This window comes from Pseudoalteromonas sp. OOF1S-7, from assembly GCF_022347765.1.
Classification (GTDB): domain Bacteria; phylum Pseudomonadota; class Gammaproteobacteria; order Enterobacterales; family Alteromonadaceae; genus Pseudoalteromonas.
Window position 1 is genome coordinate 281,180 of record NZ_JAKRFZ010000005.1, and the last position, 24,488, is coordinate 305,667.

At 49.2% G+C, this 24,488-nt stretch carries 23 protein-coding genes and 12 tRNA genes; 14 read left to right on the forward strand and 21 right to left on the reverse strand.

All coding sequences use genetic code 11. The features are described 5' to 3' along the window. Position 1 precedes the first annotated feature (1 nt). From ybeY to miaB, 3 genes are read right to left on the reverse strand one after another with little or no spacing between them, the layout of a single operon-like run. Positions 2–460, reverse strand: coding sequence for an rRNA maturation RNase YbeY (ybeY, locus tag MHN33_RS10320; RefSeq protein WP_046002926.1), 459 nt, complete (start codon positions 458–460; stop codon positions 2–4). After that, positions 460–1,542: a PhoH family protein gene (locus tag MHN33_RS10325; RefSeq protein WP_239397869.1), complete on the reverse strand. Its 1,083-nt coding sequence runs from the start codon at positions 1,540–1,542 to the stop codon at positions 460–462. The genes ybeY and MHN33_RS10325 overlap by 1 nt, the downstream gene beginning before the upstream one ends. 53 nt (positions 1,543–1,595) lie before the next feature. Beyond that, positions 1,596–3,029, reverse strand: a complete 1,434-nt coding sequence (gene miaB / locus MHN33_RS10330) for a tRNA (N6-isopentenyl adenosine(37)-C2)-methylthiotransferase MiaB (RefSeq protein ID WP_239397870.1) — start codon at positions 3,027–3,029, stop codon at positions 1,596–1,598. 326 nt (positions 3,030–3,355) lie between these two features. On the opposite strand from miaB, the gene MHN33_RS10335 reads away from it, so the two are divergent. Next, a complete protein-coding gene (locus MHN33_RS10335) occupies positions 3,356–4,519 on the forward strand; it encodes an FAD-dependent oxidoreductase (protein WP_239397871.1) in 1,164 nt (387 codons plus the stop codon). A 133-nt stretch (positions 4,520–4,652) separates the two neighbouring features. Here the strand turns inward: MHN33_RS10335 and MHN33_RS10340 are convergent. From MHN33_RS10340 to lolB, 18 genes are all read right to left on the reverse strand, one after another. Beyond that, positions 4,653–4,737, reverse strand: a tRNA-Leu gene (locus MHN33_RS10340). A 211-nt stretch (positions 4,738–4,948) separates the two neighbouring features. Beyond that, a tRNA-Leu gene (locus MHN33_RS10345) sits at positions 4,949–5,033 on the reverse strand. Between the two features lie 37 nt (positions 5,034–5,070). Then, positions 5,071–5,145, reverse strand: a tRNA-Gln gene (locus MHN33_RS10350). A gap of 222 nt (positions 5,146–5,367) precedes the next feature. Beyond that, a tRNA-Leu gene (locus MHN33_RS10355) sits at positions 5,368–5,452 on the reverse strand. Positions 5,453–5,554: 102 nt separating this feature from the next. Then, positions 5,555–5,629 (reverse strand) — tRNA-Gln (locus MHN33_RS10360). Between the two features lie 147 nt (positions 5,630–5,776). Further along, a tRNA-Leu gene (locus MHN33_RS10365) sits at positions 5,777–5,861 on the reverse strand. A 95-nt stretch (positions 5,862–5,956) separates the two neighbouring features. After that, positions 5,957–6,031, reverse strand: a tRNA-Gln gene (locus MHN33_RS10370). A gap of 36 nt (positions 6,032–6,067) precedes the next feature. Then, positions 6,068–6,152: transfer RNA gene (locus MHN33_RS10375), tRNA-Leu, on the reverse strand. Positions 6,153–6,156: 4 nt separating this feature from the next. Next, positions 6,157–6,233 (reverse strand) — tRNA-Met (locus tag MHN33_RS10380). Between the two features lie 2 nt (positions 6,234–6,235). Further along, a tRNA-Gln gene (locus MHN33_RS10385) sits at positions 6,236–6,310 on the reverse strand. Positions 6,311–6,346: 36 nt separating this feature from the next. Next, positions 6,347–6,431, reverse strand: a tRNA-Leu gene (locus MHN33_RS10390). A gap of 114 nt (positions 6,432–6,545) precedes the next feature. Then, positions 6,546–6,622 (reverse strand) — tRNA-Met (locus tag MHN33_RS10395). A 245-nt stretch (positions 6,623–6,867) separates the two neighbouring features. Beyond that, positions 6,868–7,959: a redox-regulated ATPase YchF gene (gene ychF, locus MHN33_RS10400; RefSeq protein ID WP_054017260.1), complete on the reverse strand. Its 1,092-nt coding sequence runs from the start codon at positions 7,957–7,959 to the stop codon at positions 6,868–6,870. A gap of 58 nt (positions 7,960–8,017) precedes the next feature. Further along, the gene (gene pth, locus MHN33_RS10405; protein ID WP_046006617.1) at positions 8,018–8,602 is read right to left on the reverse strand and encodes an aminoacyl-tRNA hydrolase; all 585 of its coding nucleotides are present in this window, start codon (positions 8,600–8,602) and stop codon (positions 8,018–8,020) included. Between the two features lie 19 nt (positions 8,603–8,621). Continuing rightward, positions 8,622–9,230, reverse strand: coding sequence for a 50S ribosomal protein L25/general stress protein Ctc (locus MHN33_RS10410; protein WP_125716521.1), 609 nt, complete (start codon positions 9,228–9,230; stop codon positions 8,622–8,624). Between the two features lie 199 nt (positions 9,231–9,429). Further along, positions 9,430–10,377 carry a ribose-phosphate pyrophosphokinase gene (locus tag MHN33_RS10415; protein WP_010386544.1) on the reverse strand — a complete coding sequence of 316 codons (948 nt, stop codon included), beginning with the start codon at positions 10,375–10,377 and terminating at the stop codon, positions 9,430–9,432. 78 nt (positions 10,378–10,455) lie between these two features. After that, positions 10,456–11,313, reverse strand: a complete 858-nt coding sequence (gene ispE, locus MHN33_RS10420; RefSeq protein WP_239397872.1) for a 4-(cytidine 5'-diphospho)-2-C-methyl-D-erythritol kinase — start codon at positions 11,311–11,313, stop codon at positions 10,456–10,458. Further along, on the reverse strand, positions 11,310–11,897 hold the full coding sequence (lolB, locus tag MHN33_RS10425) for a lipoprotein insertase outer membrane protein LolB (RefSeq protein WP_239397873.1): 588 nt from the start codon (positions 11,895–11,897) through the stop codon (positions 11,310–11,312). Before lolB ends, ispE begins: the two co-directional genes overlap by 4 nt. A gap of 83 nt (positions 11,898–11,980) precedes the next feature. Here lolB and hemA point away from each other — a divergent pair, with 83 nt between their 5' ends. The 13 genes from hemA (at position 11,981) to MHN33_RS10490 (ending at position 24,465) form a co-directional block, all read left to right on the forward strand. Next, a complete protein-coding gene (gene hemA, locus MHN33_RS10430; protein ID WP_239397874.1) occupies positions 11,981–13,237 on the forward strand; it encodes a glutamyl-tRNA reductase in 1,257 nt (418 codons plus the stop codon). 7 nt (positions 13,238–13,244) lie between these two features. After that, positions 13,245–14,330 carry a peptide chain release factor 1 gene (prfA, locus tag MHN33_RS10435; RefSeq protein WP_239397875.1) on the forward strand — a complete coding sequence of 362 codons (1,086 nt, stop codon included), beginning with the start codon at positions 13,245–13,247 and terminating at the stop codon, positions 14,328–14,330. Between the two features lie 2 nt (positions 14,331–14,332). After that, a complete protein-coding gene (prmC, locus tag MHN33_RS10440; protein ID WP_239397912.1) occupies positions 14,333–15,178 on the forward strand; it encodes a peptide chain release factor N(5)-glutamine methyltransferase in 846 nt (281 codons plus the stop codon). A 144-nt stretch (positions 15,179–15,322) separates the two neighbouring features. Further along, a complete protein-coding gene (locus tag MHN33_RS10445; protein ID WP_239397876.1) occupies positions 15,323–16,864 on the forward strand; it encodes a DUF3369 domain-containing protein in 1,542 nt (513 codons plus the stop codon). Between the two features lie 29 nt (positions 16,865–16,893). Beyond that, the gene (locus MHN33_RS10450) at positions 16,894–17,268 is read left to right on the forward strand and encodes a SirB2 family protein (protein ID WP_239397877.1); all 375 of its coding nucleotides are present in this window, start codon (positions 16,894–16,896) and stop codon (positions 17,266–17,268) included. Positions 17,269–17,412: 144 nt separating this feature from the next. Continuing rightward, on the forward strand, positions 17,413–18,216 hold the full coding sequence (locus MHN33_RS10455; RefSeq protein WP_239397878.1) for a tetratricopeptide repeat protein: 804 nt from the start codon (positions 17,413–17,415) through the stop codon (positions 18,214–18,216). Positions 18,217–18,324: 108 nt separating this feature from the next. Further along, positions 18,325–19,575 (forward strand): DUF819 family protein, encoded by a 1,251-nt coding sequence (locus MHN33_RS10460; RefSeq protein WP_239397879.1) that lies wholly within the window; start codon positions 18,325–18,327, stop codon positions 19,573–19,575. Between the two features lie 34 nt (positions 19,576–19,609). Continuing rightward, the gene (kdsA, locus tag MHN33_RS10465; RefSeq protein ID WP_239397880.1) at positions 19,610–20,464 is read left to right on the forward strand and encodes a 3-deoxy-8-phosphooctulonate synthase; all 855 of its coding nucleotides are present in this window, start codon (positions 19,610–19,612) and stop codon (positions 20,462–20,464) included. A 62-nt stretch (positions 20,465–20,526) separates the two neighbouring features. Next, a complete protein-coding gene (locus tag MHN33_RS10470; protein WP_054017247.1) occupies positions 20,527–21,420 on the forward strand; it encodes a transcriptional regulator GcvA in 894 nt (297 codons plus the stop codon). Beyond that, on the forward strand, positions 21,417–22,079 hold the full coding sequence (locus MHN33_RS10475; RefSeq protein WP_239397881.1) for an alpha/beta family hydrolase: 663 nt from the start codon (positions 21,417–21,419) through the stop codon (positions 22,077–22,079). The genes MHN33_RS10470 and MHN33_RS10475 overlap by 4 nt, the downstream gene beginning before the upstream one ends. Continuing rightward, positions 22,072–22,440, forward strand: coding sequence for a DUF423 domain-containing protein (locus tag MHN33_RS10480; protein WP_239397882.1), 369 nt, complete (start codon positions 22,072–22,074; stop codon positions 22,438–22,440). Before MHN33_RS10475 ends, MHN33_RS10480 begins: the two co-directional genes overlap by 8 nt. Positions 22,441–22,463: 23 nt before the next feature. After that, entirely contained in the window at positions 22,464–23,549 is a 1,086-nt protein-coding gene (gene rlmM / locus MHN33_RS10485; protein WP_239397883.1) for a 23S rRNA (cytidine(2498)-2'-O)-methyltransferase RlmM, read from the forward strand. A gap of 133 nt (positions 23,550–23,682) precedes the next feature. Further along, positions 23,683–24,465, forward strand: coding sequence for a helix-turn-helix domain-containing protein (locus tag MHN33_RS10490; protein WP_239397884.1), 783 nt, complete (start codon positions 23,683–23,685; stop codon positions 24,463–24,465). Positions 24,466–24,488 lie beyond the last annotated feature (23 nt).

Below are 24,488 nucleotides of genomic sequence, written 5' to 3' on the forward strand. Positions count from 1 at the left end.
GTTAAACGTCATCTCGATATGGGTCAGCAATGCCCAGATCGGCTAAGAATTCTTTTTCAAGACTTTCCATTTCATCGGCGTCCTGTTCATTTATATGGTCAAAGCCCAACAAATGCAAGCACCCGTGTACCACCATGTGGGCAAAATGGTCGTGGAAAGTTTTTTCCTGTTCTTCGGCCTCACGAAAAACTACCTGAGGACAAATAATTAGGTCGCCAACTAAAGGCAGCTCAATTCCAGGCGGCGCTTCAAAAGGAAAAGACAGCACATTGGTTGGCTTGTCTTTGCCACGGTACTGGCTGTTCAGTTCCTGGCTTTCCGCTTCGTCTGCAATTCGTATTGTGACCTCAGCCTCTTCCTTATACGCAAGGAGTGCTTTTTCGGCCCACAACTGAAATTGTTCAGCAGAGGGCAGGTTGGCGAAGTCACTGGCAATCTGTAGATCTACCTCAAGCGACATTATGAGCGCTCCTCGTCATTGGCATTCGGCTGTGTATCAGCTGGCGCGGTATTGGCCTGTGCCTGTAATCTTGCCTGCTGTTTGTTAAACTTTTCCTTTCGCTCGGCTTCTTCTTTTTTCTCATAGGCTTCAACAATGCGTGCCACCACTGGGTGACGCACCACATCATGCGACTTAAAGAAGTTAAACGAAATCTCGTCTACCTCACCCAGCACATCAATGGCGTGGCGCAAGCCAGAACGCGCACCGCGTGGTAAATCCACCTGAGTGATATCACCGGTGATCACCGCTTTGGAATTAAAGCCAATCCGGGTCAGGAACATTTTCATCTGCTCTGTGGTGGTGTTCTGGCTTTCATCCAGAATAATAAAGGCGTCGTTCAGTGTCCGGCCTCGCATGTATGCCAGAGGTGCCACTTCTATCACGTTCTTTTCGATCAGGCGCTCGACCTTTTCAAAGCCCAGCATTTCGAACAGGGCGTCGTACAGCGGGCGCAAATATGGGTCTATCTTTTGCGTCAGGTCGCCGGGCAAGAAACCGAGTTTTTCGCCGGCTTCAACGGCCGGACGAGTCAGCAGAATACGACGAATTTCCTGACGTTCCAGGGCATCTACCGCCGCTGCTACCGCCAGGTAAGTTTTACCTGTGCCCGCCGGACCGATACCAAAACAGATGTCATGAGTCAGAATATTCGCCACATACAGGCTCTGGTTAGGGTTGCGAGGCTTAACCACACCACGACGTGTTTTGATAAACACTTCTTTTTCCCACACATCCGGGGCTTCCTGCTCCAGGCAGTTCGCTTCGGTGATAGCCAGATGAACCTGATCCGGTTCTATATCTGCAAACTTGCCGCGTACGGGCTGGGTTTCGACATACAGAGATTTCAAGATGTCGACGGCGGCTTTTGCCACAACTGGCTGGCCGGTGACTTTAAACCAGTTATCTCTGTGGGTAATCTCTATGCCCAGACGACGTTCGATTTGCTTCAGGTTGTCATCAAAAGGCCCGCATAAAGAAGATAGGCGGTGATTGTCGGAGGGTTCCAGATAAAATTCGATATTCTTGACTTGGTTACTCAAAACAACTTCCTAATAACAAGACGCCAGCATCAGCTGGCGTCGAAATTCCAAGACTAAGGCGTAAAGGTCGCTACACCCAGTTCGTTGGCTTCAGGTTCTGCCGGGGCACGATTTAAGATATCAGATGGCGCCACATCACGGCGTAAGTCCATCTCAGCTTCGGTCCTGATCAGCTCACCACGTAGCGAGTTTGGCAGCGCTTCTGTGATACGTACATCAACAAACTGACCGATCACTGAGTGAGGACCTTCAAAGTTCACCACTCGGTTATTCTCGGTACGGCCACGCAATTCCATCGGGTTCTTTTTCGACGGACCTTCGACCAGAATACGCTGCTCAGTGCCATGCATTTTGCGGCTGATATCCTGCGCCATTTGATTAATGCGGTTTTGTAACAAGTACAAACGCTCTTTCTTTTCCTGTTCGGTAACATCATCAGGCAAGTCAGACGCTGGCGTGCCTGGACGCGCTGAATAGATAAAGCTGAAACTCATATCAAAGCCAATGTCGTTGATCAGATTCATAGTCGCTTCGAAATCCGCTTTGCTTTCGCCCGGGAAGCCAATGATGAAGTCAGAACTCATGCTCAGGTTCGGACGGACCTTGCGCAGCTTGCGGATAGTCGACTTGTACTCAAGCGCCGTATGGCCACGCTTCATCAGGTTCAGAATGCGGTCTGAGCCACTTTGAACCGGTAAGTGCAGGTGATCAACCAGCTCTGGCACGTCCGCGTATGCGTCGATGATGTCTGGTGTGAACTCAACCGGGTGTGAGGTGGTGTAACGAATACGGTCGATGCCATCAATGGCCGCCACAAAACGCAACAGATCAGAGAAATAGCAAATTTCGCCATCGTGCATTTCGCCGCGATAGGCGTTTACGTTCTGACCCAACAGGTTCACCTCACGCACACCTTGCTCTGCCAGCTGGGCAACTTCTAATAAAACATCATCAAGTGGACGGCTTACTTCTTCACCACGAGTATAAGGTACAACGCAGAAAGTACAGTATTTAGAGCAGCCTTCCATAATAGAGACAAAGGCACTCGGACCTTCTGCTTTTGGCTCTGGCAGGCGGTCAAATTTCTCGATTTCCGGGAATGAAATATCGACCACAGAGCCTTGCTTGCTCTGCACTTGTTTGATCATTTCCGGCAGACGGTGCAAAGTTTGCGGGCCAAACACGATATCAACAAAGGGTGCACGTTGACGAATGGTATCGCCTTCCTGAGACGCCACACAGCCACCGACACCAATGACCAGATCCGGGTTGTCGTCTTTGAGCAGTTTCCAGCGACCCAGTTGGTGGAATACTTTTTCCTGTGCTTTTTCACGAATTGAACAGGTATTGAGTAGGATCACATCCGCTTGCTCAGCTTCTTCTGTTAGCTGATAGCCGTTGGTGGAGTCAAGCAGATCCGCCATTTTCTGGGAGTCATACTCGTTCATCTGACAGCCCCAGGTTTTGATATGCAACTTTTTACTCATTGAAATAATGCCTCGTTTTCAACTCGGTGAATAGCACGGTGTGCGACGCTAAAACAACTAATATCACTAAGCCGACCCGCTCATCACCTGTGCTAATACAGAGCATAACCTGTATCTTTGCCAGAATCTTGCGTGAAATTAGTTTAAAGGACGCGTATTTTATATGACCTAATGACACTAGCCAAGTATAGTTTTTAACTTTAGAAACCAAGATCAAGGCATCTTGTATTTGCTCGGCTACACTATGCAGGGCTGTGAACCTTTCATAGCGAATTGGGTTACAATAGCAGGATATGACTTAGCAAGCAGAACTAAGGAAAAAGGGTATGAAAAACAAAGTGCTGATAGTAGGCGGTGGCATGGTTGGTGCAGCCGCCGCCGTCAACCTCGCGCAGCAAGGCCTGACAGTCACTGTGCTCGAAACGCATCCATTGGATGCCATGCAGGCACTAACGGACGAGAGCATCGATATTCGGGTCTCTGCCATTAATCGCTTTTCAGAAGCTTTGCTGGATGAACTCCAGGCAATGCCGTTGCTTCGTAATGCCAGACTGGCACCGTATCAGCAGCTCGAAGCGTATGAGCAGGAAAATAACAGCCTGCTATTTGATTGCGAGGAGCTGGCTGCAACGCATTTAGGCCACATTGTTGAAAACCGCCTTATTCAGGCCAGTTTATGGGCACAGTTCGAACGCCTTGGTATTCAGATCGAACAGGTTTCTGGCACGCCGCAGGCAATCAAGCAAAATACTGATTCGGTTGAGTTGATTTACCCGGAGCAAAGTTATCAGGCCGATTTACTGTTAGCTGCTGACGGCGGACGCTCGGTGGTACGCAAACTGGCTGGCATTGGGGTGACCGGTTGGCAATATCAGCAACATTGTATGGGTGTGCTAATCAAACTGGATGCGCCGCAGCAGGTAAAAACCTGGCAGCAGTTTAAGCCGTCCGGACCGATTGCCTTTTTGCCCATGCAATATCCGTATGCCAATCTGATTTGGTATCACCATGGTAATGAGCTGGCGCAGATGAAGACGTTATCGAATGCACAGTTAAAGCAGGAGATACAAAATCACTTCTTCGATTTACCCGGTGAGTTCGAGGTGTTGCAAAGCGCGGTATTTCCACTGGCCAGACAACATGCCAATCAATACCATCAGGGGCGTGTCGTCCTGATTGGCGACTCAGCACACACCATTAACCCGCTGGCAGGGCAGGGCGTTAATTTAGGGTTCAAAGATGTAGCTGCGCTGGCAAGCGCACTGGAAGGCGCTGAGGACATTGGTAACGCCGCCTTGCTGCGCCGCTATGAGCAGAGCCGTCGCAACGATAATCTGATGATGATGAGCATGATGGACGCCTGCTACTTTGGCTTCTCTAACGAAATTGCACCTTTAAAGCATTTACGCAACTTGGTGTTAAAAGTGGCTAATCATGCTGGTCCAATTAAACGTGAAGTATTGAAACATGCAATGGGTGGCGTCGTTTAGACGTCATTCATGACAGGAATAACAGATAGAAAAGTAGTGAAGCAAAATTAACTGGAAACTACGAAGACGATGGAAAAATAATTAAGATATATCGGAAGAGTAATAAGGTAGTTGAAGTTGTCTTTGAACTAAATGGTGCGGAAGGAGAGACTTGAACTCTCACAACCGAAGTTACAGAAACCTGAATCCTGCGCGTCTACCAATTCCGCCACTTCCGCATCGTATATTTAGTTTATCAATGAAAAAGAAACCTGAATCCTGCGTCTCATTCGACAACAGCCAATTCTGACACTTTTGCATCGTATATTTAGTACATCAACGATAAAGAAAACCGAATCCTGCGTCTAATTCGACAACAGCCAATTCCGTCACTTTTGCATCGAGTATTTAGTTTTTAAAAAGAAGAAAGTTTTCAAGATAAGAGTTAAATGGTGCGGAAAGAGAGACTTGAACTCTCACAACCGAAGTTACAGAAACCTGAATCCTGCGCGTCTACCAATTCCGCCACTTCCGCATCGTATATTTAACTGTATTTCCATCTCGTGAAGAGATGGCTGGAGTACCAGGATTTGAACCTGGGAATGGCGGGATCAAAACCCGCTGCCTTACCGCTTGGCGATACTCCAGCAATAATTCAAATCTAAATACATTCTCCAAGAATTGAATCTGGGTGTGGATGAGTGAGGGATCAAAACCTCTCTCTACTGCACTTACCGCTTGGCGATACTCCAGCAATAATTCAAATCTTGAATCCAGATAAATCTAAGAGATAATATCCTTCTTCTTAACGCTTGATACTACAGAAATAAAAAGCGTAATCAAGAGTTTTAGTTCTAACTTGAAGAACATGGTGCGGAAGGAGAGACTTGAACTCTCACATCCGAAGATACTGGAACCTAAATCCAGCGCGTCTACCAATTCCGCCACTTCCGCATATTTTTCGCTTTGATATTGGAACCTAAATCCAGCGTCTAGTTCAAGACATCTGGCCAATTCCGCCATTTCCGCATTAAATTGTATCTCTCAAAAAAGAGATGGCTGGAGTACCAGGATTTGAACCTGGGAATGGCGGGATCAAAACCCGCTGCCTTACCGCTTGGCGATACTCCAACGAAAACTCAAACCTAAATGCTGGTCCCAGGATTTGAATCTGGGGGTGAACGAGTGAGGGATCAAAACCTCTCTCTTCTGTCCTTACCGCTTGGCGATACTCCAACAAAGGTATTTAAAGTTATTTCAGTTCAAACTTCAAGAACATGGTGCGGAAGGAGAGACTTGAACTCTCACATCCGAAGATACTGGAACCTAAATCCAGCGCGTCTACCAATTCCGCCACTTCCGCATATTTTTTGCTTTGATATTGGAAACCTAAATCCAGCGTCTAGTTCAAGACATCTGGCCACTTCCGCCACTTCCGCATATTTATCTCAGAAGAGATGGCTGGAGTACCAGGATTTGAACCTGGGAATGGCGGGATCAAAACCCGCTGCCTTACCGCTTGGCGATACTCCAACGAAAAATTGATTATTTCAGTTCTTATCGAGAACATGGTGCGGAAGGAGAGACTTGAACTCTCACATCCGAAGATACTGGAACCTAAATCCAGCGCGTCTACCAATTCCGCCACTTCCGCAACGTGGTGGCTATGCCCTGATTTGAACAGGGGACCCCATCATTATGAGTGATGTGCTCTAACCAGCTGAGCTACATAGCCAATGGCTGGAGTACCAGGATTTGAACCTGGGAATGGCGGGATCAAAACCCGCTGCCTTACCGCTTGGCGATACTCCAACGAAAAGTCGATTATTTCAGTTCTTATCGAGAACATGGTGCGGAAGGAGAGACTTGAACTCTCACATCCGAAGATACTGGAACCTAAATCCAGCGCGTCTACCAATTCCGCCACTTCCGCACATCTTTTGCTTCTATATTGGAACCTAAATCCAGCGTCTATTTCTAGACATCTGGCCAATTCCGCCACTTCTGCGTTTTGCTAGCTCGATGAGTTTTGGTAGTAATTAAAGCATGGTGGCTATGCCCTGATTTGAACAGGGGACCCCATCATTATGAGTGATGTGCTCTAACCAGCTGAGCTACATAGCCATCTCTTTAATTTCTCATCATCGCTGATGCGGGGCGTATTATGCGTATATGCCCGTATGTCGTCAACACCTTTTTTGCAAAAAAATACCTAACACAGTTTGTTTGCAGATAAATTAAGCGGAGCGGGCTGTTTTTAGCGCAATTCAGCCAATAATTCTTCATACAGTGTAAGAGAAAGACAAAAAAAGCGCCATCAGGCGCTTTTTGTCAGACCAATATACTTGGTCAATATTGAATGCATTTACTTAGACATTGAACAAGAAGTTCATCACATCGCCATCTTTAACGATGTAATCTTTACCTTCCTGGCGCATTTTACCTGCGTCTTTCGCACCGCTTTCACCTTGGTATTCAATGTAGTCATTAAAACCAATGGTTTGTGCACGAATAAAGCCACGCTCAAAGTCGGTGTGGATCTTACCCGCTGCCTGCGGCGCAGTGGCACCAACAGGAATAGTCCATGCGCGCACTTCTTTAACACCTGCTGTAAAGTAGGTTTGTAGTTTCAGTAGCTCGTAACCGCCACGGATCACCAGGTTAAGCCCTGGCTCTTCCAGACCAAGGTCAGCCATGAATTCAAGCTTGTCTTCTTCTTCAAGTTCAGACAGTTCAGATTCAATTGCAGCACAGACCGGGATCACAACGGCTTCTTCCGCTGCGGCAATCTCACGTACCTGGTCTAAGAATGGGTTATTTTCGAAACCATCTTCAGTCACGTTTGCGATGTACATGGTCGGCTTAATCGTTAAGAAGTTAAGCGGCTTAATCGCAGCCAGCTCTTCTTTTGTCAGCTCTAATGAACGCAGTGTTAACCCTTCATCCAGGTGTGCTTTGACCTTTTCCAGTACTTCGTTTTGGAATTTAGCGTCTTTATCACCACCTTTGGCTTTTTTAGCGTTACGTTGTGCTGCGCGGTCGGCCGCTTCCATATCTGCTAAAACCAGCTCAGTGTTGATAACATCAATATCGTCTGCCGGGTTTACCTGACCAGATACGTGGACGATGTTTTCATCTTCAAAGCAGCGAACAACATGACCAATGGCATCTGTTTCGCGAATGTTTGCTAAGAACTGGTTACCCAGACCTTCACCTTTAGAGGCGCCCTTTACCAGGCCTGCGATATCAACAAACTCCATCGTGGTTGCGATGGTTTTTTGTGGATTAACAATCGCAGCCAATTGGTCCAGACGCGGATCCGGAACGGCAACCACACCAGTGTTTGGCTCGATAGTACAAAAAGGGAAGTTCGCGGCTTCGATGCCCGCTTTGGTTAATGCATTGAATAGGGTTGACTTACCTACGTTAGGCAGGCCAACAATGCCACATTTAAAACCCATAGTTTAAAACCTTTAGTTTGCCATCAATCACAGCTGTAACGGGACAGGAGAGTCGGTGTTACGGCTTAAAAGAATGTAGTCTATTTTGTGCTTTTAACACACCGTCTTTGGCCAGAATTTCCATACAACGCACGGCTTCATCTACCACTGCATCGATTTTTTCCTGATCTGCCTGAGGGGCTTTGCCCAGCACCCAACCTGTTACTTTGTCTCTGTGTCCAGGGTGGCCAATACCAATGCGCAGGCGCATAAACTCTTTGTTATTGCCCAGCTTGGCGATTATGTCTTTGAGACCATTGTGCCCACCGTGACCGCCGCCTTTTTTGATTTTGGCGACACCAGGTTCCATATCCATCTCATCATGCGCAACCAGGATCTGCTCTGGCGGGATCTTATAGAAGTTTGCCAGGCTACCTACGGCTTTACCGCTTAGGTTCATAAAGGTGGTTGGGATCAGTAGCTTAAATTCCTGATTGTTCAGGATAAGCTTGCCACTAAGGCCATGGTGTTTTGAGTCAGGTTTGAGGGGGACGTTGTAGCGCTTGGCCAGTTCTTCGATAAACCAGGCACCGGCATTGTGACGAGTGTTTGCGTATTCGGGGCCTGGATTAGCCAGGCCCACTAGCATTTGAATAGTATTCAAGGTGCTAACACCTTAGAAATTATTCAGCAGCTTCTTCAGCTGTTTCTTCAGCAGCGCCGCCTTTAGGTGCGTTTACAGTTACAACCGCTTGGTCGTGGTCTGCACCTTTAGCTAGCTCAACAGAAACTACACCAGCTGGAAGAGTGATGTCTGAAAGGTGTACAGTTGCGCCAACTTCGATAGCTGCTACGTCAACTTCTACGAACTCAGGAAGCTGAGCTGGCAGACACGTGATTTCGATTTCAGTTACGTGGTGAGCAACAGTGTTGCCGCCTTTAGTTGCTGCTGCTTCGTTCAGGAAGTGAACAGGCACTTTAGTGTGAAGCTTTTGAGAAGCGTCAACGCGTTGGAAGTCAAGGTGAGTTACCTTAGGCTTGTACGGGTGACGTTGGATGTCTTTCAGGATAGCTTCAACAGACTCACCACCGATGTTCAGAGTCAGGATGTGCGTGTAGAAACCTTCGTCTTCTTGCATCTGGATAACTTTGTTGTGGTCCAGAGTAAGCGAAACAGCGTCTTTGCCTGCACCGTAAAGGATAGCAGGAACTTTATCAGCGCGACGTAGGCGGCGGCTCGCACCAGTACCCAGAGTTTCGCGTACTTCAGCGTTTAATACGTATTGTGACATGAGTGTCTCCAATTATTTTAGTTAATACTTCGAAGGGCTCGCGACCAAGCACTTCGGTAAATTACTGTACTCGCCGTGGTTGTATCCAAAGCAAGCCCAGTAAAAAGGCGCGCTAATATACCACTAACCAGCAGCCTTGCAAACCTTTGGATATAAAAAAAGCACCCTAAGGTGCTTATTCTTTGCCAGTGAACACGGATTAGTGTTCAAACATCGCAGAGATAGACTCTTCGTTGCTGATGCGGCGAATGGTTTCAGCCAGCATATCAGCCAGCGTCAGTACTTTGATCTTATCAACAGACTTCAGCTCGTCCGACAGCGTAATTGAGTCAGTGACAATCACTTCGTCGATCACTGAGTTGCGCAGGTTCTCTGCGGCATTGCCAGACAGAACCGGGTGCGTTGCATAAGCAAATACGCGCTTAGCACCGTGCTCTTTCAGTGCAGCAGCGGCTTTACACAGCGTACCACCGGTATCAATCATATCGTCGACGATGATACAGTCGCGGCCTTCCACATCACCAATGATGTGCATGACCTGAGAAACGTTAGCCTGTGGGCGACGTTTGTCGATGATAGCCAGGTCTTTGTCATCCAGGAGCTTGGCGATTGCACGCGCACGTACGACACCACCAATATCTGGCGATACGACCACAACATCGTCAAAATCGCGCTCTTTCATGTCTTCAAGCAGCACCGGGCTACCAAACACATTGTCTACAGGCACATCGAAGAAGCCCTGGATCTGTTCAGCGTGCAGGTCTACGGTCAGAACGCGGTCAACACCAACGCTTGATAAGAAGTCCGCAACAACTTTTGCAGTGATTGGCACACGCGCAGAACGTACACGACGATCCTGACGGGCATAGCCGAAGTATGGAATAACGGCGGTAATACGACCTGCAGAAGCACGACGTAAAGCATCCACCATCACAATGAGTTCCATCAGGTTGTCATTGGTTGGTGCACAAGTGGATTGGACGATGAATACATCAGAACCACGAACATTTTCATTGATTTGAACGCTGATCTCGCCGTCGCTAAAACGGCCTACAACGGCATCACCTAATTCGATAAACAAACGTTTTGCAACTTTTTGAGCTAGCTCAGGTGTTGCGTTACCAGCGAAGAGCTTCATGTCGGGCACGGTAGGGTTCCTCAGGCACTGTAATATATATTTTGCAATGACGGCGTCTGTGACAGTGTCAAAACAGGCTAACTTAAACTATTTTACTTCATCTTTACGCCATGCAGCCAGTTGCCGGTGGGCAATTGACTCGCTTGCGCTTTGGGTAACAAAGCCTGTCCAGTGAGACGGGAGTTGTTCGAGTACACGCTGTGCCGCCTGTGCTGAATCAAATTCTGCAAAGCAGCATCCTCCGGTTCCCGTCATTCTGGACGGCGCATATTTTAGCAACCAGCTCAGGGTTTTTTCAACCTCGGGGTAGAGCTTTTTGACTAATGCCTGACAGTCGTTGTGTGTCTGATCAATGGTCCAGCCCTCAGATAATTTCGGGGTATTTCGCGGCAGCTCTGGGTGTGTGAATACTTCCACAGTACCAACATGGACATTGGGGAACACCACCAGATAGTGCTTTGCGGCCAAGGTATAGGGGCTCAGCTTCTCTCCAACCCCTTGCGCCAGCGCCGTTTTCCCACGTACAAAGACGGGTACATCCGCGCCGAGTGATAATCCGATATCCGCAAGCTGGTCAAGTGACAATTCACATTGCCACAATGTGTTTAAGGCAAGCAATGTGGTTGCAGCGTCTGATGAACCGCCCCCCACGCCGCCCCCCATAGGGAGCTTTTTAATGAGCTGAATATGGACACCAAATGGTGATTGTTTATAAGGTCTGAGCGCTTCTGCGGCACGGTAAATCAAATTGTCTTGCAACGGAATGCCGGCGACATCGCCCTCGATCTCCAGCCCCTCTTGCTCGATAAGCGAAAAAGTCAGTTTATCGCCGTATTCCAGCATAGTGAACAGGGTTTCGAGTTCATGGTAGCCATCCGCACGACGGCCATTGATGTGCAAAAACAGGTTCAGTTTGGCCGGAGCCGTTAATGTCAGTGTCTTCATAAGGTCTCAAAGTGCCAGTTGCTGATACGGATCTTAATGGTGATGTCTTTATGTGTCAGGGTGAGTCGGGTCGGGAGCTCGAACCCGTTAACACGCTGGTAAGTTTGGTAGGCCACCTGCCAGCGCAGGCCTTGCTGGTCTTGCCAGGTGGCCAGAGTTAATTGTTGTCTATCGTTATACTGATTGCCAGGGGCGTCTATGTTACCGGTTAACCATTGAGGGGCCTGTGACACGGGCAGTTGCCAGCCGCTTAAACGGTACACCAGTTCGCCGCTGTCCTCGCCGGTGTAAGTTTGATCCTCCAGCGTCAGCTCGCTGTGCTGGTCAAACTCTTGTAATTTTAATACCTGAGTCCCGATAAAGGTATTGAGCGTCAGCGTTTGTTTTTGTTCACGATACTGCCAGTTAAAGTTGGCAGACTGACGCTCTTCGGGAGAGATAAACGCCAGCTTGCCTGTTGCCCGCCAATTGTTATAGCTTTCGGGACGATTTTGCTGTGCATGCTCGTCAGGGGGCGTAATACGCTGCGCACACCCGCCCAGAAACAATAAAAACATGAGCAAAATCAAATGAAACTGTTTCAAACTAAGTTCCTTACTTTCCATATTCGATTGATTTTTGGTAAAATTAGCGGCTTTAAAGCAGGGCTTGAGCAATACTGGCAGTTATGACCATCATCGCACTTGGGATCAATCACAAAACCGCGTCCGTCGAATTGAGGGAAAAAGTCGCTTTTTCTCCGCAACAGTTATCGGATGCGCTACAGCAGCTGTCTGAGTTACCGCAGTTTAACGAGTCCGTGATTGTTTCTACCTGCAATCGGACCGAAATCTATTGTAGCCTTGGGGACTCAAATTCCCAAGCGCTTCTGGGCTGGCTGGCTGAATTTCATCAGATAGAAGAGCAAGAGCTGGCAGAAAACGTCTATGTGCACCACAATCAGGACGCGGTCAATCATCTTATGCGCGTAGCCTGTGGGTTAGACTCGCTGGTGCTGGGTGAGCCGCAGATTTTGGGTCAGATCAAGCAAGCCTATAATAGTGCCAAGGCACATAATGGCATTCAGCCGGTGTTTGAGCGCTTGTTTCAGAAAACGTTTTCTGTGGCCAAGCAGGTGCGCACCGAGACTGAAATTGGTGCCAGTGCTGTCTCTGTGGCGTATGCGGCTGTTAACCTGGCTAAGCACATTTATGGTCAGCTGGAAAAAACCAATGTGTTATTAATCGGTGCGGGTGAAACCATTGAGCTGGTTGCCAAGCACCTGTCTCAACATAACCCTAAGACCATTACAGTTGCTAACCGCACTATTGAACGGGCACAAACGCTGGCAGACGAAATAAACGCCAGTGTTATTTCTTTGGCCCAGCTGCCCGAGCAATTGCACCAGGCTGACATAGTGATCAGTTCCACCGCCAGCACCCTGCCCATCATAGGTAAAGGGGTGGTTGAGCAGGCCCTGAAAAAACGCAAACATAAGCCGATGCTGTTCGTGGATATTGCGGTGCCACGTGATATCGAAAGTCAGGTTAATGACTTAGATGCGGCCTACCTTTATACGGTGGACGACCTGCAGGCGATCGTGAATGAAAACATGGCGTCGAGGGAACAGGCTGCACGTGAAGCCCAGCACATCATTGATGACAAAACCCACGAGTTTGCACAGTGGCAGCGCTCTTTGACCTCAGTGGATGTGATCCGTGACTATCGTGATTCGGCCCAGACGATTAAATTAGAGCTCGTGGAAAAGGCGTTAAATCAGCTACAATCGGGTAAGAATTCAGAAAAGGTCTTGTTAGAGCTGGCAAATAAGCTTACCAATCGACTCACTCATGCACCGACCCGGGCCATTCAGGCGGCGGCAAAAGAGGGTGATATAGAGCGCATTGCAGTATTAAAACAAGCATTAGGTATTGAGCAGGAATAAAAGTTAAATGAAAGAGTCCGTCTATCGTAAGTTGGAAACGCTGGTAGAGCGCCACGAAGAAGTGGAAGCCATGCTGGGGGATCCGGAAGTTATTGGCGATCAAAATCGTTTTCGCGCGTTATCAAAAGAGTATTCAGAGCTGGAAGACGTCGTCAAGGCATTTACGGCTTATCAGCAGGCGCAGGAAGACGTGGCTGCGGCTGAAGAAATGCTGAAGGACTCAGATCCTGATATGCGCGAAATGGCGCAGGAAGAATATAAAGAAGCAAAAGAACAAATCAGTGAGCTTGAAGATCAGCTCCAGATCCTGATGCTACCGAAAGATCCCAAAGACGATAACAATGTATTTTTGGAAGTACGTGCTGGTACGGGCGGTGACGAAGCGGCTATCTTCGCCGGTGACTTGTTCCGCATGTACAGCCGTTATGCCGAAACCCAGAAGTGGCAGGTTGAGGTTGTCAGTGCCAACGACGGTGAGCACGGTGGCTACAAAGAGATCATTGCTAACATCAAAGGCGACGGCGTATACGGTAAGCTGAAATTTGAGTCGGGCGCACACCGTGTACAGCGTGTACCAGAGACTGAGTCTCAGGGCCGTGTTCACACTTCAGCATGTACTGTGGCTGTGATGGCGGAGATCCCGGAAGCGGAAGCCATTGAAATTAACCCGGCAGATCTGAAGGTCGACACTTTCCGTGCTTCGGGTGCCGGTGGTCAGCACGTTAACAAAACTGACTCTGCTATCCGTATTACCCATATTCCAACCGGTGTTGTGGTGGAGTGTCAGGATGAACGTTCACAGCATAAAAACCGTGCTAAGGCTTTGTCTGTATTGGGTGCGCGCCTGCAGCAGGCGGAAGATGAAAAACGTCAGGCTGCAGAGGCAAGTGAGCGTCGCAACCTGGTAGGTAGCGGTGATCGCTCTGAGCGGATCCGGACTTACAACTATCCACAAGGCCGTATCACAGACCACCGTATTAACCTCACGCTTTATCGTCTGAATGAAGTAGTAGCCGGTGATTTAGGCGCCGTTATCGATCCGCTAGTATTGGAGTATCAGGCTGACTTGTTGGCAGCCATGGGCGACGACTAATGATGCAACATTCAACCCTGGCTCAGGCGATTGCCTGGGCGAGCGGGCTACTGCAGAGCAGCTCAGAGTCGGCGAAACTCGATGCCGAAGTGCTGCTTTTGCATATACTTCAGAAGAACCGTAGCTATTTATTTGCCTGGCCCGAAGCCGAACTAAACGCCGGGCAACAGCAGCGTTTTGCAACCCTGGTTGCGCGTCGACAAGCGGGTGAGCCGGTCGCCCATCTCACGGGAGAGCGGGAGTTCTGGAGCCTGCCTTTATACGTGAATAACAGTACACTGATCCCACGCCCGGACACCGAAACCCTGGTTGAGCAGGCGCTTGCTCTGCCTTTGTCTGCGCAGGCCAAAGTACTTGATTTGGGCACAGGGACGGGGGCCATTGCGCTGGCACTGGCATCGGAGCAACCCGGCTGGCAGCTAATTGGTGTCGACTTCTCACATGATGCGGTAGCACTGGCAGAGAAAAATCGTCAGCGCCTTGGGTTTGAACATGTCGAAATCCGCCATAGTGACTGGTTTTCAGCGTTAGCGGATCAGCGTTTTGATCTGATTGTCAGCAATCCGCCTTATATTTGTGAAAACGATGAACACCTGAGTCAGGGGGATGTGCGTTATGAACCCTTATCCGCTTTGGTGGCGCAGGATGAAGGCTATGCTGATATTCGTCATATTATTGAGCAAGCACAGACCTATCTTGAACCACATGGTTACCTGATGTTTGAGCATGGCTATCAGCAAGCGGCTGGCGTTCAGCAGATTTTTGCACAAATGAACTATCGCAATATACTTACAATAAAAGATATGGCAGGCTGTGATAGGGTAACGATGGCGCAAAAGCCGCAGTAATCCCTCCTGGTAAAATCGCAGCAGTATGCAGGCCAGCCTGGATCCCTATTCAGGATCAGTTATCGCATACAGTTCCTGCTTTAAGTCCGCCAGCGGAGCGTTGCTGGCGAGATATATGTGTATAAGAGTGTTAAGGACTCTCCAATGGATGATTTTTTGTTTTCAGACGATCCGGGTGAAGTAGAAGTACAGGAAAAAAGTGGCACCTGGAAGGTGATCATTGTTGATGATGAACCCGAAGTGCATGCGGTAACCAAACTCGCGCTCAGCGACTTTGAGTTTCAGAAAAAGCGTCTGGAGTTTCTCAGTGCTTATTCCGGAGAGGAAGCAAAAAAGGTGGTCATGGACCACCCCGATGCCGCAATTGTACTGCTTGATGTAGTGATGGAAACGGATGATGCGGGTCTGCGGGTTGCGCAATATATCCGTGAAACAGCAAAAAATAATAACATTCGCATTATTTTGCGCACAGGGCAGCCGGGTCAAGCACCAGAGCGTCAGGTCATCGTAAATTATGATATCAATGATTATAAATCCAAGACTGAACTGACAGCACAAAAGTTGTTTACTGTGGTGATGTCAAGCCTGCGTTCTTACCGGGACATCTTGTCTATCGATCAGTCTCGCCAGGGACTGGAAAAAATCATCACGGCCTCACGTAACATCTTTGCCTCTCACTCCATTGATCAGTTTATTGAAGGCGTGATCCAGCAGCTAACCTCGTTACTGGGGACTGTAGACGAAGCCATTTATGCTACGTCATTGGTGGCCAGCAACGACCCCAGTGACAGCAGCGATAAACTGGTGGTGTTTACTGGCCGGGGTGAGTTTGCCAGAAGTGAAGGCAAGCCAATAGAGGACGTACTGGCTCCTGAGCAAATGGAAGCCTGTCGTCAGGCACTGCAAAACCGTGGTATTGTTTACAAGGACAATTATTTATTTGCATATTGTTCTAGTGAGTATAATCACGCATCGATGTTGTTTGTTTCCGGGATCCCTGAGTTCCTGACCGATACACAAAAGCACCTGATCAAAATCTTTTCGCAAAACGTACAACTGGCCTATGAAAACGTTCAGCTTCAGGCGGAAATTGAAGATACTCAACAGGAGTTGGTATATCGCCTGAGTGAAGCGCTGGAGCAGCGCTCTACCGAGTCGGGCAATCACGTTAAGCGGGTAGCCAATATCTGTTATGTGCTGGCTAAGCATTATGGTCTGAGTTATCGTGAGGCTGAACTGGTACGGCTGGCCTCGCCGCTGCACGATGTGGGCAACGTAGGCATTCCTGACGCCATTTTGAATAAACCCAACAAGCTTGCGCCCGAAGAATGGGATGTAATGAAGTCCCATACTCAAAAGGGTTACCAGATACTGCGCGACTCACGCCGTGAAATCGTTAATGCCGGCGCTATGATCGCCCGTGACCATCATGAACGCTGGGATGGCAGTGGGTACCCAAGTGGTAAAAAGGGCGAAGAGATCCATATTTTTGGTCGCATCGCTGCGATTGCGGATGTCTATGACTCTATGCGTCATGAGCGTTGCTATCGTCCGGCATACAGCCTGGACGAAGTCGTAGCTGAAATTAACAGCCAAAAAGGCAAGCACTTTGACCCGAAACTGGTTAATGTATTTAATGATGTAATTGATGAGCTGGAACAGATCCTGACTCAATTAGAAGACTGATTTAATCGTTTATTTAAAAAGGGGCAATTTTGGACTACATGGCACTTAAACACACACATGTGATGTTTGCAGTTTTGAGCATTATTTTGTTTTACACCCGAGCTATTTCTCGTCTGGCCAGTGGCAAACTGGCTGCCAACAAAGGGGTGTTTATCGCTAGTCACAGTATCGATACACTACTGCTGATCTCAGCAGTGTCACTGGCGGTGATGGCCAGCCTCAACCCGGCGCAGCAGCCCTGGTTGATGGAAAAAATCGTTTTGGTTATCGTCTATATTGCACTGGGCTTTGTGGTCGCAAAATCGACAACCAAAGCAAAACAAATCGCGGCACTGATGCTGGCGACGCTGACTTTACTGGCTGTGGGCCACCTCGCCTTTGCTAAAAATGCCCTGATATTGTGATGATCAGGTGGGCAGTATCACTGCCCGCTCACCCCGGCAAAACACGACCACTGTTCCCCTACATAAAAATCCCCTTGGGAATGTGTTGAAAAATGTTACACTAGCCCATTATGACTATAGACAGTAGAAAATAGTTCGTTATTTATGACTGATATCTGGTTCGATGAACACGACACAAGTACGGATCATTTCTCGACGCCTGCCTTGTTACGTTGTATTTGGGCTGAGCCACATTGGGATGCTCAGGCAGATACTTCACACACGCTATGTTTACTGGCCGAGCTGGAGCAAGCTGTCGACGACATTTGTCATCAAAGTGATGACAAACACAAATGCGTCGATGCACTGCTCGATACGTTTTATACTCAATGGTTATTTAGCGGCACGGATCAAAAAGTGCCTGAGCATTTGCTAAATAATGTGTGTTATGTGCTTAAAATGCACAGTGGTACCAGTATGGCGTTGGCCCTGATCCTGGTGCATTTATTGGAGCGCGCGCACTTAACGGCAAGCCTTGCCATTAACCAGGGAGATGTGCTGGTGCATATCGCATTGAGTGACGAAGAAGGCTACATCATTGACCCAAGCTCTGGCCATCAGTCCTGGTATGTGATCCCTGAAAATGGTGATGACAAAGAACAGGAGCCTATGGAGCTGGTATTTGGTGAGGAGGCTTTCAAGCTTTATCTTGCCCAGCAAAAATGGTCGTTCATTGCTGCAGAAAAATTTGGTCACGCACTGAGCTGTGTTGAGATGCTGATGGAATTACTGGGTGACGACCCTTATGAGCGTCGTGACAGAGGCTACCTACTGAATCAACTTAACTGCCCTAAAATGGCCAAAGATGACCTCCAGTTCTTTGTGGATGAATGTCCGGATGACCCGACTATAGAGCTCATTCAAAATCAAATCGCAGAGCTGGCCGATCACAATAATATCCTGCATTAAGTAAGGTCAGAAGGCACTACATTTGGGGGTCCTGGTGGTCGGCTAAGCTGTGTACCGAGCAGAGCTTCCCAAGCGGTTTTTGTATAATCAAGGAAACAGAGAGATCCCATGCAAGAGAGTAGTGTACTCATTACTAATAACGCCGTTGTGCTCGGTCTGTTAGCCATCATTCTGGGGTTTGTGTTCTATACCTCCAATCTGAAGACCGGGTTCTGGGCCAAATTTTATCGCTATGTACCCGCCCTGTTAATGTGCTACTTCCTGCCTTCTTTGTTGAATACCTTCGGGATTGTTGATGGCAGCGGCAACGATGTTTATACGGTTGCTAAGTACTTTTTGCTGCCAGCCTGTCTGGTGTTGCTGACATTGAGCATCGACCTTAAGTCCATCATGGGGCTGGGTAAACGCGCCATCATTATGTTTCTGACTGGTACGGTCGGCGTAGTCTTAGGCGGGCCGATTGCACTGTTGATCACGGCCACTTTTATGCCTGAATTACTCGGTGTAACCGGTCCAGAAGCCGTATGGCGTGGTATGGCGGCACTGGCCGGTAGCTGGATCGGCGGTGGTGCCAACATGGTAGCGATGAAAGAAATTTACGGAGCCGGGGGCGAGATTTTTACTATTATGGTGACGGTGGACATTGTGGTTGCCAACCTCTGGATGGCGGGTTTGTTATTTTTGGCCGCCAGACATCGAGAGATTGACGCGCGCACCGGCGCCGATACGGCCTCTATTGAGCGACTGATTGACAAAGTACAGGCCTTTGAAGCCGAGCACGCAAGACGGCCTGAATTAAAAGACTTAATGCTACTGATCGCCTTTGCTTTTGGCGCAACCGGGTTGGCGCATTTCGCCGCCGACCTGTTGGTGCCTTACTTTGCCAGTAATTTCCCGGAGCTGAAGAAGTTCTCCCTGCATTCCAAACTGTTCTGGATCATCGTACTGGTCACTACCATTGGCCTGGCTCTGTCATTTACAAAAGCGCGCAACTTTGAGGCCGTGGGCGCCTCCAAAGTGGGTAGTAGTTTCTTATATATCCTGGTGGCAACCATAGGCTTGCACATGGACATCACTAAAATTGTTGAAGCCCCTAAATACGTGGTCATTGGCCTGATCTGGATGGCGGTGCATGTGGGATTATTATTTTTGGTGGCTAAACTCATTAAAGCGCCGGTGTTTTACGTGGCTGTTGGCAGCAAAGCCAACATAGGTGGCGCGGCATCAGCGCCTGTGGTTGCGTCGGCATTTCACCCGGCGCTGGCACCTGTGGGTGTGCTGTTAGCTGTATTGGGCTATGCGTTGGGCACCTACGCTGCCTGGCTGTGCGGACAACTTTTACGTGTGATTGGCAGTTAGTGCTGTCAGTTAGCGACTATTTTTAGGAAAGACAATGAATACACAGATTATCAAAGTAGCCGACATCGAGGTTGCAAACGACAAACCTTTCGTGCTGTTTGGTGGCATGAATGTGCTCGAATCACGTGACCTGGCCATGCGCATTGCTGAGCACTATGTTGAAGTGACCAGTAAACTGGGCATCCCATATGTGTTTAAGGCATCGTTCGATAAAGCCAACCGCTCTTCTATCAACTCATACCGCGGTCCGGGTATGGAAGAGGGGCTTAAGATCTTTGAAGAAATCAAAAGTACCTTTAACGTTCCACTGATCACCGACGTTCATGAGCCTCATCAGGCGGCGCCGGTTGCCGAAGTGGTTGATGTGATCCAGTTACCAGCCTTTTTGGCGCGTCAAACTGATTTGGTTGTGGCCATGGCTAAGACCGGTAATGTGATTAATGTGAAGAAACCTCAGTTTCTGGCACCACACGAGATGCGTCACATCATCAAAAAGATGAGCGAAGCGGGCAACGAGCAAGTGATCCTGTGTGAGCGCGGCACCAGCTTTGGTTATAACAACCTGGTAGTTGATATGTTGGGCATGGATGACATGAAGCACATGGCGCCAGTGATCTTTGATGCCACACACGCTTTACAACGTCCCGGTGGTCGCAGTGATTCGGCCGATGGTCGTCGTGCGCAGGCGGCAGAGCTGGCACGCAGCGGTATGGCATTGGGTCTGGCGGGCTTATTTATTGAAGCTCACCCGAATCCAAATGAAGCCAAATGCGATGGTCCATGTGCTTTGCCTCTGGCGAAACTGGAAGGCTACCTGCACCAGATGAAAGCCGTGGACGATCTGGTAAAGAGTTTTGCACCGTTGGATACCAGCGCCGCTGATCTGTAACATTACACTTGCTGGCGGAGGGGACTCCGCCATTTTCATGAGCCTGGTTTGGAACTCCCGCCATGTCACGACGATTACCCCCATTAAACGCACTGAAAGCTTTTGAGGCCGCAGCCCGGCATCTGAGTTTTACCAAAGCCGCAGAAGAGCTGTTTGTGACCCAGGCAGCCATAAGTCACCAGATTAAGATTCTGGAAGAGCACCTCGGGGTTAAACTCTTTTTACGTAAAAACCGCTCCTTGCTGTTAACGGAAGAGGGGCAGGGATATTTCCTGGATATTAAGGAGCTGTTTTCTCAGTTGATTGATGCCACGGAAAAACTGCTGGCACGGGGGGCAAAAGGGTCACTCACGGTGAGTCTGACCCCCAGTTTTGCGATTCAGTGGCTGGTGCCCAGGCTCAGCCTGTTTAATGAATTGCATCCGGACATTGATGTGCGAATAAAGGCGCAGGATCTGGATGAGAACTCATTAACCGACGATGTGGATGTGGCCATTTACTATGGTCGGGGTAACTGGAGCGGGGTGCAAACCCATAAGCTGCATACTGAATACCTGGTGCCCATGTGTAGCCCTTTGCTGCTTAATGGACCCAAGCCGCTGGATCAGCCCAGTGACCTGGCGAATCACACCCTGTTGCACGATACCACCCGCCGCGCCTGGAAAGCCTGGCTTAAAACCGCCGGGGTACGTAACGTGCCAGCCAATACCGGACCGATTTTTAGCCATTCGTCTATGGTGACTCAGGCGGCGGTGCATGGTCAGGGGATCGCGCTGGGCAATAGCGTATTGGCCAAACCCGATCTGGATGCGGGCCGTTTGATCATTCCATTCAGCCATCACCTGGAAAGTAAAAATGCTTACTATCTGGTGTGTCGTGAATCTCAGGCTGAATTAGGTAAAATTGTGTCCTTCAAAAACTGGATGCTGGAAATGGTAGAGCAGGAACAACAATGACGCAGAGCGAAGTAAAGATTGATATCGAGTGGCACCAGGCTGACGCACCTCAGGCGCAACTGATCCTGGCTCATGGCGCGGGAGCGGGCCGCGACAGCGACTTTATGCAGGACATGGCAAACCGCCTGAGTGCATTGGGGGTCACCGTCGGGCTGTTTGATTTTGGTTATATGCAGATGGCAAAGGCGCTGGATAAGCGCCGCCCACCGGAACGAGCCCCTAAGCTGCTGGCCCATTATCGTGATGTGTTGATGGCACAACTCAACGGGCTACCTGTGTTTATCGGTGGTAAGTCTATGGGCGGGCGTATGGCATCTATGCTGGTCTGTGAAGACGATATTGAGGTACAAGGCGTGTTTGCGCTGGGTTATCCGTTTCATCCACCGGGCAAACCTGAGAAACTGCGCACCGAGCACTTTGCCGATATCCCTTGCCCGTTTGTGGTGCTGCAAGGAGAGCGTGATACGTTTGGTAATCAAGCCGAGGTCACGGCTTTGGCAGCGCAAGCTGAAGAGCAGAGCTGGCCAGAGCTGGTATGGCTTAAAGATGGCGACCATTCATTGAAGCCGCGCAAAGCCAGCGGCCTGACAGAAGCGCAAAACCGCCAGCTGGCCGCTGAGGCCATTGCTGCTAAAATTGCGGAGATACTCAATGGCTAAGCTATTCTTACTGCTGGGCGGGGCATTTTGTATGCTGTCGGTCGTGTTGGGGGCGTTTGCCGCCCATGGCCTGAAAAGCCGTTTAAGTGACTATGCCATTGGCATATTTAAAACCGGCGCTGAATATCAGATGACCCACGGTCTGGCACTGCTGGCCGTAGCCCTGCTCCTGAAATGGGGCGTGAAAGTTCAGCTCTCGGGCTATTTATTTGCGACCGGGATTGTCCTGTTCAGTGGCAGCCTGTATTTGCTGGCGCTGACCGGTGCCAAGTGGCTGGGACCGATTACGCCACTGGGCGGACTGTGTTTTATTCTTGGCTGGGCCTGGCTGCTGTTTCAGGTTGCCCGCCAGCCCTTTTAATTGATTAGAGACTTTTTATCACTATGTCTAGTGTGGTTATTTATTGCCGAAGCGGCTTTGAAAGCGATGCGGCGGCTGAAATTACGCATCACGCCGCGTTACATCATGTTGCCGGTTACGTGAAAGCTAAGCCCAATACGGGCTATGTGACCTTTGAGTGCTTTGACCCGGCTCAGAGTGAGCTGCTACTCAAGCAGGTTGATTTTTCCAGCCTGGTGTTTGCCCGCCAGTGGTTTGCGGGTGTGCTGTTAAGCAAAATGCCCGTTGAAGACAGGGTGTCTGAGATCAAACAGGTGGTTGGTGATTTCCCTTTGTGTGGCGATCTGCGGGTAGAAACCCCGGATACCAATGAAGGCAAAGAGCTGTCGAAGTTCTGTAAGAAATTTTCGACGCCACTTGCCAAAGCGCTTGAGAAGCAAAATAAGCTGACCCGCGACCACAAAGCCCATAAGCCTGTGCTGCATGTGCTATTTCTGGCTAACGACACCGCCTATGTCGGTTACTCATTCAGCAATAACAACTCGCCGTTCTTTATGGGGATCCCCAGGCTGAAAATGCCGGCCGATGCACCGAGTCGCTCAACGCTTAAGCTGGATGAAGCCTTCAATGTGTTTGTTGGCAAAGAGAACGAGCCTGAGCGGGTCCGCTCTGGTATGCGTGGCGTGGATCTGGGCGCTTGCCCGGGTGGCTGGACCTATCAGCTGGTGCGCCGCGGGTTGTTTGTGGCAGCGATCGATAACGGTCCGATGAATGACGATTTAATGGAAACCGGTCAGGTAAAGCACTTCCGTGAAGATGGCTTTAAATACCGCCCTGAAAAGCGCAACATTGACTGGCTGGTATGTGACATGGTTGAAAAACCAACCCGCGTCAGTGAGCTGATGGTCGACTGGATAGTGAACGGTTTTGTCCGTGAGCTGATTTTCAACCTCAAGCTGCCCATGAAAAAGCGCTTCGATACCGTCTATGAGTGTTTGACGCTGATCCGCGACGAGCTGAAAAAGTACGGCGTAGGCTATGAGCTACAGGCCAAACACCTCTATCACGACCGCGAAGAAGTGACCGTGCATATTCAGGTACTAAAGGTCCCACAAAACCTCTATAGTTGAGCCTTGTACCGGCGGCTGCCTGGTATGGTAGCCGCCATCACTTTCCTTGTTTTATTTCCCGCAATATTTTCTTACGCTCTTGTTTTTACACTTTGCTGTTATTTAAATAAAATCAACAGTAAAGGAGTAACTGATGACAAGACTACTGCAGCACACTTTGTCTCCTCAGCTAAAGGCAACGCTAAGCTATTATGCGCCAGGTAGTATGATGCCTGCACATCGACATGATCATGCGCAGTTATCCGTGCTGCTCAGTGGTGGTTTGCGCGAACAAACTGAACAGGCGGCTTTTGATATAGCAACGCCGGGATTATGTTTTAAACCGCGCCATATTTTACACAGTGATCAGTACGGTGCTCAGGGAGCGCTGATCTTCTCGTTTACCTTGTCACCTGAGCTGTTGATCCAGTTTGATAAAATGACAGCACCCCGGTATCAGTGGCAGTCTCGCCTGAATGCAGGACCCCGGGCAAGGCAGGCATCTTATTTACAGGCGTTGTATCAAGGTCAGTGCGATACGTTGAATGATCTTTTCTGGGATACACTCAGCGAATGTGGTATCCCTCAACATACCGTCAGGGAGCGACAGAAGCCCGACTGGCTGGTGCGAGCTAAAAAGCTGCTGGATGAGGCCGAACTGCCGCTTTCGCTCAGCGAGCTGGCAACACAGCAAGGGGTCCATCCGGTGTATTTTTCCCGTGCGTTTAAAAAATACTTTCATATCTCTGCCAGTGCTTATCAGCAACAGCTTCAGCTCAGCAAGGCAATGCGCTCGATGACCCAAGGTGTGCCTCTGAGTGACTGCGCATTTCATGCCGGTTTTTCCGATCAGAGTCATATGAACAGGACCATGATGAGCCGGATAGGCCTGTCGCCCGGGAAGTTACAAAGGTTGTTTCACAGCAAAACAGGTTAAATCTGTTCAATACAGTGCTAAAT

Bases quoted from the DNA above. Each gene is read 5' to 3' on its own strand.
- ybeY (WP_046002926.1), bottom strand. From the start codon at position 460: ATGTCGCTTGAGGTAGATCTACAGATTGCCAGTGACTTCGCCAACCTG.
- miaB (WP_239397870.1), bottom strand. From the start codon at position 3,029: ATGAGTAAAAAGTTGCATATCAAAACCTGGGGCTGTCAGATGAACGAG.
- MHN33_RS10335 (WP_239397871.1), top strand. From the start codon at position 3,356: ATGAAAAACAAAGTGCTGATAGTAGGCGGTGGCATGGTTGGTGCAGCC.
- ychF (WP_054017260.1), bottom strand. From the start codon at position 7,959: ATGGGTTTTAAATGTGGCATTGTTGGCCTGCCTAACGTAGGTAAGTCA.
- MHN33_RS10410 (WP_125716521.1), bottom strand. From the start codon at position 9,230: ATGTCACAATACGTATTAAACGCTGAAGTACGCGAAACTCTGGGTACT.
- ispE (WP_239397872.1), bottom strand. From the start codon at position 11,313: ATGAAGACACTGACATTAACGGCTCCGGCCAAACTGAACCTGTTTTTG.
- hemA (WP_239397874.1), top strand. From the start codon at position 11,981: ATGACCATCATCGCACTTGGGATCAATCACAAAACCGCGTCCGTCGAA.
- prfA (WP_239397875.1), top strand. From the start codon at position 13,245: ATGAAAGAGTCCGTCTATCGTAAGTTGGAAACGCTGGTAGAGCGCCAC.
- prmC (WP_239397912.1), top strand. From the start codon at position 14,333: ATGCAACATTCAACCCTGGCTCAGGCGATTGCCTGGGCGAGCGGGCTA.
- MHN33_RS10445 (WP_239397876.1), top strand. From the start codon at position 15,323: ATGGATGATTTTTTGTTTTCAGACGATCCGGGTGAAGTAGAAGTACAG.
- MHN33_RS10455 (WP_239397878.1), top strand. From the start codon at position 17,413: ATGACTGATATCTGGTTCGATGAACACGACACAAGTACGGATCATTTC.
- MHN33_RS10460 (WP_239397879.1), top strand. From the start codon at position 18,325: ATGCAAGAGAGTAGTGTACTCATTACTAATAACGCCGTTGTGCTCGGT.
- kdsA (WP_239397880.1), top strand. From the start codon at position 19,610: ATGAATACACAGATTATCAAAGTAGCCGACATCGAGGTTGCAAACGAC.
- MHN33_RS10470 (WP_054017247.1), top strand. From the start codon at position 20,527: ATGTCACGACGATTACCCCCATTAAACGCACTGAAAGCTTTTGAGGCC.
- MHN33_RS10475 (WP_239397881.1), top strand. From the start codon at position 21,417: ATGACGCAGAGCGAAGTAAAGATTGATATCGAGTGGCACCAGGCTGAC.
- MHN33_RS10480 (WP_239397882.1), top strand. From the start codon at position 22,072: ATGGCTAAGCTATTCTTACTGCTGGGCGGGGCATTTTGTATGCTGTCG.
- rlmM (WP_239397883.1), top strand. From the start codon at position 22,464: ATGTCTAGTGTGGTTATTTATTGCCGAAGCGGCTTTGAAAGCGATGCG.
- MHN33_RS10490 (WP_239397884.1), top strand. From the start codon at position 23,683: ATGACAAGACTACTGCAGCACACTTTGTCTCCTCAGCTAAAGGCAACG.